General features: G+C 74.6%; 5 protein-coding genes. All 5 read right to left on the bottom strand.

The features are described from left to right. The coding region (locus ACFW2G_RS18450; RefSeq protein ID WP_384680979.1) for an HAD-IIIC family phosphatase at positions 1-1198 on the bottom strand (1198 nt) is incomplete at its 3' end. A gap of 35 nt (positions 1199-1233) precedes the next feature. Continuing rightward, entirely contained in the window at positions 1234-2349 is a 1116-nt protein-coding gene (locus tag ACFW2G_RS18445) for an acyl-CoA dehydrogenase family protein (protein ID WP_037917636.1), read from the bottom strand. Then, entirely contained in the window at positions 2342-2641 is a 300-nt protein-coding gene (locus ACFW2G_RS18440) for an acyl carrier protein (protein WP_384456108.1), read from the bottom strand. The genes ACFW2G_RS18445 and ACFW2G_RS18440 overlap by 8 nt, the downstream gene beginning before the upstream one ends. 24 nt (positions 2642-2665) lie before the next feature. Beyond that, positions 2666-3535 carry a 3-hydroxyacyl-CoA dehydrogenase family protein gene (locus ACFW2G_RS18435; RefSeq protein ID WP_384456111.1) on the bottom strand — a complete coding sequence of 290 codons (870 nt, stop codon included), beginning with the start codon at positions 3533-3535 and terminating at the stop codon, positions 2666-2668. 47 nt (positions 3536-3582) lie between these two features. Next, positions 3583-9924 carry a type I polyketide synthase gene (locus ACFW2G_RS18430; RefSeq protein WP_384584587.1) on the bottom strand — a complete coding sequence of 2114 codons (6342 nt, stop codon included), beginning with the start codon at positions 9922-9924 and terminating at the stop codon, positions 3583-3585. Positions 9925-9938: the final 14 nt, after the last annotated feature.

Raw genomic sequence — 9938 nt, 5'->3', positions numbered from 1 at the left:
CGGGGGGGGGGGGGGTGTGGGCGGCGGGCACCCCGCGCCCCCCCGCGGGGGGGGGGGGGGGGGCGGGGCCGGGGGGGCGGGGGGCCCGCGGGGGCGCCCCCCCCGCTCCCGGGCCTCCTTCCGGCTCGGTGAGGTCGGGTGCGTCCACGCTCATGACGGTGGACACCGTGCGGGGGCCGGGGGCCAGGTGCAGGCGCTGGAGACCCGGTTGGTCCGCCAGCGTCTCCAGGCCGGCGGCGCACGGGCACGGGTTCTCCTCGATGCCCTCGAAGCCGGCGAAGCGGTAGGCGATCTCCATCATCCGGTTGCGTTCGGTGGCCCGGAAGTCCGCCACCAGGTGGACGCCGGACCGGGCGGCGGCATCGGCCAGCCAGTTCAGCAGGGTCGCGCCGGCGCCGTAGGCGACGACCCGGCAGGAGGTCGCGAGCAGTTTGAGGTGCCATAGTCCCGGGTGCCGCTCCAGCAGCAGCACGCCAACCGCGCCGTGCGGCCCGAACCGGTCGGTGAGGGTGACCACCAGGACCTCGTGCCGGGGGTCGCTGATCAGACCGCGCAGCACCGCGTCCGGATAGTGCACCCCGGTCGCGTTCATCTGGCTGGTGCGCAGGGTGAGTTCCTCGACCCGGGACAGCTCTTCGCCGGTGGCCCGGCCGATGCGCATCCGCAGGTCCAGGGAGCGCAGGAACTCTTCGTCGGGTCCGGGGGCGGCCGCCCGCTCGGCCTCGCGGCGGAAGCCCGCCTGGTACATCTGGCGGCGCCGCCGGGAGTCGACGGTGCTGGTCGCGGGGGTGAACTCGGCCAGGTCGGGCAGGGCGAGGACCTGTTCGGCCGGGTAGCACCGTACGTCGGGCAGGTGAAAGGCGACCTCGGCGCGTTCGGCGGGCCGGTCGTCGACGAACGCGATGGTGGTGTGCGCGAAGTTCAGCCGGTCGGCGATCCGGCGCACCGAATCGGACTTGGCGCCCCAGCCGATCTCCGGCAGGACGAAGTACTCGGCCAGGCCGAAGGCTTCCAGCCTGGCCCAGGCGTGCTCGTGGTCGTTGCGGCTCGCGACGGACTGGAGGATGCCGCGGGAGTCGAGTTCGATCACCACCTTGCGCACTTCCTCCGGCAGGTGCACCTCGCCGTCCTCCAGCAGGGTTCCCTGCCAGAGGGTGTCGTCCAGGTCCCAGACCAGGCACTTGACCGTCGCTGCCATGTCGGCCTTCCTCGGCTCGTCGTCCGCGGGCCCGGTCACGGGGTCACCGCGGCGGAGAGGGCGTGCTGGGCCAGCATCAGCCGGCACATCTCGTTGCTGCCCTCGATGATCTCCATCAGCTTGGCGTCCCGGTACGCCCGGGCCACCGCGTGCCCGTCCCGGGACCCGGCCGAGGCCAGTACCTGGACGGCCGTCGCCGCGCCCCGGGCGGCCTGGGTCGCGCTGACGTGTTTGGCGAGTACGGTCGCGACCACCTGGTCGGGCGACCCCTCGTCCCAGCAGCGGCTGGCGTGCTCGCAGGCCAGGGTGGCCGTCTGCGCGGCCGTGTAGAGGTCGGCGAGGTGCCCGGCGACGAGCTGGTGCTCGCCGAGCGGTTTCCCGAACTGCTCGCGTCCGGCGGCGTGTGCGGCTGCCGCGGCCAGACAGGCACGCAGGATGCCCACGCAGCCCCAGGCGACGGACATCCGCCCGTAGGCCAGTGCGGTCGTCACCAGCAGGGCGGGCGGCAGGCCGTATCCACCCAGGACGCTGTCGGCCGGCAGCCGCACCCCGTCGAGGTGGACGTCGGCGTGTCCGGCCGCGCGGCAGCCGAGCGGGTCGGCGATCCGCTCGATCCGGACGCCGGGTGCGTCGGCGGGCACGACGACGGCCGCCGCGCCGTCCTCGTAGCGGCCGACGATGACCAATAGGTCGGCGTAGTGGGCGGCGGTCACCCACTTCTTGTGGCCGTCCAGGACGACCGAGTCGCCGTCGCGGCGCACGGTCGTCCGCATCGCCGCAAGGTCGCTGCCGGCGGCGGGCTCGCTGAAGCCGACCGCCGCCAGCCCGCCCCCGGTGAGCCGGGGGAGGTGGGCGGCGGCCTGCTCGGCGGTACCCAGGCGCTGGATGGTCCACGCGGCCATGCCCTGGGAGGTCATCACACTGCGCAGGGAGCTGCACAGCGCGCCCACGTGGGCGGTGTAGGCGCCGCTGCGCAGGCTGCTCAGCCCCCAGCCGCCGTACTGCTCGGGGACTTCGGCGCACAGCCGGCCCTCGGCGCCCAGTTCGCGGAGCAGGTCGAGGGGGATCAGGCCGGTGCGGTCCCACTCCCCCGCCCGGTCGCCGACCCGCAGGGTGACGGAGGTGCGGGCGGCGTTCAGGTCCTCACCCATGCAGGCCTCCGGTGGCGGGCACGCGCAGCCGGTCCACCAGCTCCGCCATCCGCCGTACGGTGCGGAAGTTGTCGAGCCGCAGGTCCGCGCCGCGAACGGCTATCGCGTACGTCTTCTCCAAGTGCACGACCACCTGCATGGCGAACAGGGAGGACAGGCCGCCGGCTCCGAACAGGTCGGTGTCGGCGTCCCAGGGGGTTCCGGTGTGTCCTTCGAGGAAGCCCAGGAGCTCCTTCTCCAGGTCGTTGATGTTGGGGGTGTCGGGGGTGTCGGGCGTGTTGTCCGTGGTCATGGCTGTCTCCTCGGTGCGGTGGGGTCAGGTGTAGTCGTAGAAGCCGCGTCCGGACTTGCGGCCGAGCCGGCCTTCGCGGACGAGCCGGAGCAGCAGCTCGCAGGGGCGGCAGCCGTCGTCGCCGGTCCGTTCGTGCAGCACCCTGAGGGAGTCGACGAGGTTGTCGATGCCGATCAGGTCCGCGGTGCGCAGCGGTCCGGTGGGGTGGCCCAGGCAGCCCTGCATCAGGGCATCTACGTCCTCGGCGGTCGCCGTACCCTCCTGTACGACGCGGGCCGCGTCGTTGATCATCGGGTGCAGGATCCGGCTGGTCACGAATCCCGGCGCGTCCCGCACCACCACGGCCCGCCGCCGCAGCGCCCCGAGCAGCGACCGTACGGCGGCCATCGCAGGATCGCCGGTGCGGGCGCCGCGGACCACTTCAGCGGTCCCGATCAGGTAGGGCGGGTTCATGAAGTGGGTGCCGACCAGTTCCTCCGGCCGCTCCACGGCCCCGGCGAGTTCATCGACGGGGATGGAGGAGGTGTTGGTGACCAGCAGGGTGCCGGGCCGGACCAGGGCGGAGACCTCGGACAGTACGGCGGCCTTGGTGGCCGCACTCTCGGTGACGGCCTCGATGACGGCGGTGGCCGTGGCCGCGGCCTTCGGCGAGGTGTCGGCGACCAGGGTGCCGAGGGGAGTGCCGGCCGGCAGCGCGCCCATCAGCTCGGCCAACCGGAGTTCGGAGTCGATCCGGTCCCCGGCCCGGTCGAGCCGGTCCTGGTCCACGTCGACCAGGTGGACCGGCAAGCCGTGCCCGAGGGCGAGGACGGTGATGCCGACGCCCATCACTCCGGCCCCCAGCACGGTGAGGGCGTGCGGTATCGGCGGCTCTTCGTACGGATCGGTGGTCACTGGCGCTCCTTCTTCCTGCTTCTCTTCGCGTGCGGGGGTCGTCGCCTTCACAGGTGACCGGGTGTGCGGAGGGTGGCGCCGAGCCAGTCGGCGACGGCGTCGCCGGTGGTCGCGACGTGCTGCTCCATGATCGAGAAGTGGTCCCCGGGTACGTCGACGACGGTGTCGGCGGTGGCCCAGGACGAGCGCCAGTCGCCCGCCTCGGCGGACGGGCGGCCGAGCGGCGCGGAGGCGCGCACCAGCAGCACCGGGGCGCGGACCGCCGGGGGCTTCCAGTCGTCGAGCAGCCGGAAGTAGCCGCCCATCGCGGTGAGCCGGGTGCCGTCCATCGGGGCTGCGCGGTCCTCGCGGGCGAACATCCCGCCCAGCAGAACGTCGTTGAACTGGGTGATGCCCTGGTTGTCGGACAGGTAGGTGTCCAGCAGGACGACGGCGGCCGGGCCCGCGCCGCGGCGCTCCAGTTCGGCGGCGACCCCGTGGGCGAGGGTGCCGCCCGAGGAGGAGCCGGCCAGGACCAGCGTCCGTCCGGGCAGTTCGCGCAGGAGCGTCGCCGCCTGGAACTGCACGAGGGCGGACATGTCGGCGGGCAGCTCCTCCTCAGGGGTGAACCCGGGGGCGTCCAGGGCGGTGACGGCGTACCGGTCCCGGAAGCGGGCGGCGAAGCGGGCGTACTGGTGTGCGCCGCCGAGGGCGACGATCGAGCCGAAGCAGACGATCACGGGGGCGTCGGCGCGCTCGTTGAGCCGCAGGATCCGCGGGCCCGTGCCGGCTGCCGCGAGGTCGTCGCCGCTGTGGAACGCGGGGCGCAGCGCGGAGGCGTTCTTGAGCAGTGCGATGCCCTCGTCGATCCGGCCGAGCGCGCAGGCCTGCCGGAACAGCACGCTTGCGGGGTCGGCGTCTTCGGTGTGACCCGTGTCTTCGGTGTGGTCGGTGTCAGGGGCTGCGGGTCCGGGGCTGGCGGTGCCCTCGGTGGCGGCGGTGGCGAGGCGGGCGGCGAGCTCGGCGGGGGTGCCGCTGTCGAAGACCGCCGAGGGGCGCAGCCGCAGGCCGGTGACGGCGGCCAGCCGGTTGCGGAGTTCGACCGCGGTCAGCGAATCGAAGCCGACCGAGAGGAACGGCACCGTCGCGGACAGCGCTCCGGCATCGGCGTGGCCGAGGACTTCGGCGGCCTGGGCCAGGACGAGTTCGCTCAGGATCAGCTCCCGCTCCTGCGCGTCGGCGGCAGTGTCGAGCCGGTGCCGCAGGGCCGCGGCGGCCGTTCCCGGCATCCCCTTCGCTCCGGCCGCCGCGCCCGGACGGCGCCGGACCAGCGGGCGGAGCATCGGGTGCACCGGGCCGTCGCCGCGCACGGTGAGGTCGAGGTGGGCCAGGACCACGGGGCTGCCGTCTCCCGGGTCGGAGGCGTCCGCGGCGCACACGGCGTCCAGCAGGGCCATGGCCTCCTCGTCGGAGAGGCCGCGGGCGCCACGCCGGTCGATGCGGCGCCGTTCGGCGCCGTCGAGTTCCGCCGTCATCCCGCTCTGCCGCTCCCAGGGCCCCCAGGCCAGGGACAGGCCGGGCAGCCCGAGCCGTCGACGTTCTGCGGCGAGGGCGTCGAGCGCGGCGTTCGCGGCCGAGTAGGACGCCTGGCCCGGGCTGCCCAGTACGCCCGCGGCGGAGGAGAACACGACGAACGCCGAGAGGTCCGCGCCGCGCGTCAGCCGGTCGAGGTGCCGGGCCGCGTCGAGCTTGGGGCGCAGTACCGCGGCCATCCGCTCCCCCGTCAGCCCCTCCAGCAGGCCGTCGTCGAGCACTCCGGCGGTGTGGACGACGGCGCAGAGGGGATGGCGTGCGGGGATGTCCGCCAGGGCGGCGGCCAGTTCCTCGCGGTCGGACACGTCGCACCGGGTGGCGGTCAGTTCGGCGCCGGCCGCGGCCAGTTCCGCCGCCAGCTCCGGTATGCCGGGGGCGTCGGCGCCGCGGCGGCTCAGCACCCGGAGGTGGCGCACCCCGTGAGCGGCGACGAGGTGGCGCGCCAGGACGGCCGCGAGGGCGCCGCCGCCGCTCAGCAGCACCGTCCCCTCGGACGAGCCGAACGCCCTGGATCCGGACGGGGCTTCGGGGGCCGGGGCCACGGGGGCGATGGCCGCGAGGGCGGACGGCCGGATCAGCCGGGGCGCGTACAGGACACCATCGCGCAGGGCCGCCTGCGGTTCGCCCGCGGCGAGGAGGCCGGCCAGCGCGTCGGCGAGACCGGCCGCATCCGGCCCTTCGGTGTCCAGCAGCACGAACCGGTCGGGGTGTTCGAGCTGTGCGGCCCTGAGCAGGCCCCAGACGGCCGCCGCGCCGAGGTCCGCGGACTGCGGCTGCGTGCCGAGCGGGCCGGTCGCGCCCCGGGTGAGCACCACCAAGGGCGTACGGGCGGTGGTGTCGTCGGCCAGGTGGGCCTGGAGACGGTCGAGGACCTGGGACGCCACCGCGTGGACCGCCGTGGGGTCCGGGCCCGGGGCGTCCGCGCCGGGGCTGTCCGGGGTCCCGCTGCCGGCGGACGGGGGGCAGATCAGCAGCAGCGCGTCGGGGGTCGCGGGCGGGGGCTCGACGGGGAAGCCGTCCGGCAGCAGCCGCTCGTCCCGCGGGCCGAGGAGGCCCCAGCGGGTGACCGGGCGCGGGCCGCTCGCGGCGGTGACCGGCGTCCAGCCGACGTGGAAGACGGAACCCGAGGACGCGCGCAGCGCGGCGGCGGACGCCGTGCGCAGGGTGAGCGAACCGACCGTCGCCACGGTGCGCCCGGAGGGGTCGGTGATCCGCGCGGTGACAGCGTCGGGGCCGTCGGAGCGCAGGTGGACGCGCAGGACCGGCGCGTCGGAGGTGTCGATCGCGACGCGCTGCCAGGAGAAGGGCAGCGGGACGCCGTCGGCGTTCTCGACGGTCGCGGCGCCTTCGCGCAGGCCGGTCGTCTGGAGGGCCGCGTCCAGGAGGGCCGGGTGCACGCCGAAGCCGGCGGGTCCGGTGCCGGGGAGCTCGTCGGGCAGGGCCACTTCGGCGTGGATGCCGTCGGCGGCGCGCCAGGCGGCGTTCAGGCCACGGAACGCCGGGCCGTAGGCGACGCCCCGGACTTCGAGCAGCTCGTACAGTGCCTCCACGTCCAGGGGGACCGCGCCGGGCGGGGGCCACGCGCCCGGCGTGTCGGCTTGGTCGGCTTGGTCGCCCGAGGGGTCCCAGGGACCGAGGGTGCCGGTCGCGTGCCGGGTCCAGGGCTGGTCGGCGGCGGTCTCGGGCCGGGAGTGGAACTCCACCGGACGCCGGCCGGTGCCGTCGTCGGCACCGACCCGCACGCGCAGTTGGACGGCGTGGTCGTCGGCGGCGTCGCCGGGCAGCACCAGCGGTGCGGCCAGGGTCAGTTCCTCCACGAGGGCGCAGCCGAGGCTGCGGCCCGCGTGCGCGGCCAGTTCCACGAGGGCTGCACCGGGCACGATCACGGATCCGGCGACGGCGTGGTCGGCGAGCCAGGGGTGGACGGCCAGGGAGAGCCGGCCGGTGAAGAGGGTGCCCGCTTCCTCGGGCAGTTCGACGGCGGCGCCGAGCAGCGGGTGGTCCGCCGCGGCCTGTCCGGTAGCCGCCGGGTCGCGGTCGGCGGGCAGGGAGTCGAGCCAGTAGCGGCGGCGCTGGAAGGCGTAGGTGGGCAGGTCGACCCGTCGGGCGCCGGTGCCCTCGAACAGGGCCTGCCAGTCGACCCACAGGCCCCTGACGTGGGCCTCGGCGAGGGCGAGCTGCAGCCGGCGGGGCCCTCCGGCCCCGCGCCGCAGCGTGCCGAGCACCACCGTCTCGGGGGCGCCGGCGTCGGCGGCCGTGTCCTCGATCCCGTACATCAGGGCGGGCTGGGGGCTGGACTCGATGAAGACGCGGTGTCCGGCCGCGAGAAGCGCGCGGGTCGCCCGCTCGAACTCGACGGTCTGCCGGAGGTTGCGGTACCAGTACTCGGCATCCAGGGCCTTCGTGTCCAGCAGGCCGCCGGTCACGCTGGAGTAGTACGGCACAGCGCCGGAGCGGGGGGTGATGTCCTCCAGATCGGCGAGCAACTGCTCGTGGATCTCCTCCACATGCGAAGAATGCGAGGCGTAATCGACCTCGATCAGGCGCGCCCACACTCCCTCCTCCACGAACTCCGCCACCAGTTCCGCAACCGCGTCCGCATCACCCGACACCACCGTGGAGGACGGTCCGTTCACCGCCGCCACCGACAGACGACCAGCCCACCCGGCAAGACGTTCCCGCACCGCGTCCGCAGGCAGCGGCACCGACGCCATCCCACCCCGACCCGCCAACACCCCCACCGCACGCGAACGCAACGCCACCACCCGGGCCCCATCCTCCAAACTGAGCCCGCCCGCCACACACGCAGCCGCGATCTCACCCTGCGAATGCCCCACCACCGCATCGGCCGTCACGCCATAGGACCGCCACACCTCCGCCAACGACACCATCACAGCCCACAACACCGGCTGCACCACATCAACCCGCCCCAGCAACTCCCCCGACCCCAACGCCTCCACCAACGACCAATCCACAAACGGCGACAAAGCCCGCTCACACTCCGCCATCCGCCCCGCAAACACCACCGACCCAGCCAACAACTCCGCAGCCATCCCCACCCACTGCGACCCCTGCCCCGGAAACACCAACACCGTGCGGCCCGGGACCGGTCCGCTGCCGGTCGTCACATCGGCCGACGCCGCACCCCGCGACAGCGCGGCGATCCCGGCCAGCAACTCGCCCCGGTCCGCCCCCACCACCACGGCACGCTCCGCGAAGCGCGAACGCCCGGCCGCCAGCGAGTGGCCGATGTCCGCCGCGCTCAGCCCCGGCTCCGCCACCACCCGCTCGTGCAGGGCCGCCGCCTGGCCGCGCAGCGCCCCGGGCGTACGCGCCGAGAGGACCCAGGGGACGGCGGCGGGTGCCGGTACCGGTTCGCCGGGCTCGTCAACCGGCGTGCCGGTGGCGTCTGTCGAGCCGGCCGGGGCAGATGGGGCCTCTTCGAGGATGAGGTGGGCATTGGTCCCGCTGGCGCCGAAGGAGGACACGCCCGCCCGGCGCGGCCGTCCCGTCTCGGGCCAGGGGGTGGCCTCGGTGAGCAGCGCGACGGCGCCCTCGGTCCAGTCGACGCGGGGCGAGGGGCGGTCCACGTGCAGGGTGCGCGGCATCGTGCCGTGCCGCATCGCGAGCACCGACTTGATCACCCCGCCGACGCCCGCGGCGGCCTGGGTGTGGGACAGGTTGGACTTCAGCGACCCCAGCCACAGCGGCCGGCCGGCGGGCCGGCCCTGCCCGTAGGTGGCCAGCAGGGCCTGCGCCTCGATGGGGTCGCCGAGGGTGGTGCCGGTGCCGTGCGCCTCCACCATGTCCACCTCGTCCGGGGCGAGTCCGGCATGGGCGAGCGCCCCGCTGATGACGCGCTGTTGCGCGGGACCGTTCGGTGCGGTCAGCCCGTTGCTCGCGCCGTCCTGATTGACGGCCGAGCCGCGGATGACTGCCAGTACGGGGTGCCCGGCGCGCCGGGCGTCCGAGAGTCGTTCCAGCAGGAGCAGGCCCAAGCCCTCGCCGAAGCCGGCGCCGTCCGCCGTGGCCGAGAAGGACTTGCTGCGCCCGTCGGGTGCCAGGCCGCGCTGGCGGCTGAATCCGACGTACAGGCCTGGGGTGGACATCACAGTCACGCCGCCGGCCAGGGCGAGGGTGGTGTCGCCGGAGCGCAGCCCCTGGCAGGCGAGGTGGACGGCGACCAGGGACGATGAGCAGGCGGTGTCGAGGGTGATCGCCGGGCCTTCCAGGCCCAGGGCGTAGGCGATCCGGCCGGAGGCCACGCTGGGGATGGTGCCGGTGCCGAGGAAGCCTTCGAGTTCGTCGGGCACCCGGCCGAGCCGGGACGCGTAGTCGCTGTTGATGACTCCGGTGTAGACGCCGGTGCGGCTGCCGCGCAGGGTCAGCGGGTCGATGCCGGCGCGTTCCACGGCTTCCCAGGAGGCTTCGAGGAGCAGCCGCTGCTGCGGGTCCATGGCCAGGGCCTCGCGCGGGGAGATGCCGAAGAAGCCGGGGTCGAAGGCGGTCGCGTCGTGGAGGAAGCCGCCCTCGCGGACGTAGAAGGTGCCGGGGGCGTCGGGGTCGGCGTCGAAGCCTCCCTCGACGTCCCAGCCGCGATCGTCGGGGAACGGCGAGACCGCGTCGCGTTCCTTGAGCAGCAGCTCCCACAGGTCTTCCGGGGTACGTACGCCGCCGGGGTAGCGGCAGCTCATGGCCACGATGGCGATGGGTTCGGCGGAGTCGTCGCGGAGCCGCCGGTTCTCCTGCCGCAGGCGCTGGTTGTCCAGCAGCGAGGCGCGCAGGGCGGCGACCACCTGGTCCGTGTCGGTGGGCATGGCGTTCGGCTTCT

The organism is Streptomyces sp. NPDC058880 (assembly GCF_042742535.1).
Classification (GTDB): Bacteria; Actinomycetota; Actinomycetes; order Streptomycetales; family Streptomycetaceae; genus Streptomyces.
This window is presented reverse-complemented; position numbering and strand designations above follow the sequence as displayed.

Coding starts and splice junctions, on each gene's coding strand:
- ACFW2G_RS18445 (WP_037917636.1), bottom strand. CDS start 2,349: ATGGGTGAGGACCTGAACGCCGCCCGCACCTCCGTCACCCTGCGGGTC.
- ACFW2G_RS18440 (WP_384456108.1), bottom strand. CDS start 2,641: ATGACCACGGACAACACGCCCGACACCCCCGACACCCCCAACATCAAC.
- ACFW2G_RS18430 (WP_384584587.1), bottom strand. CDS start 9,924: ATGCCCACCGACACGGACCAGGTGGTCGCCGCCCTGCGCGCCTCGCTG.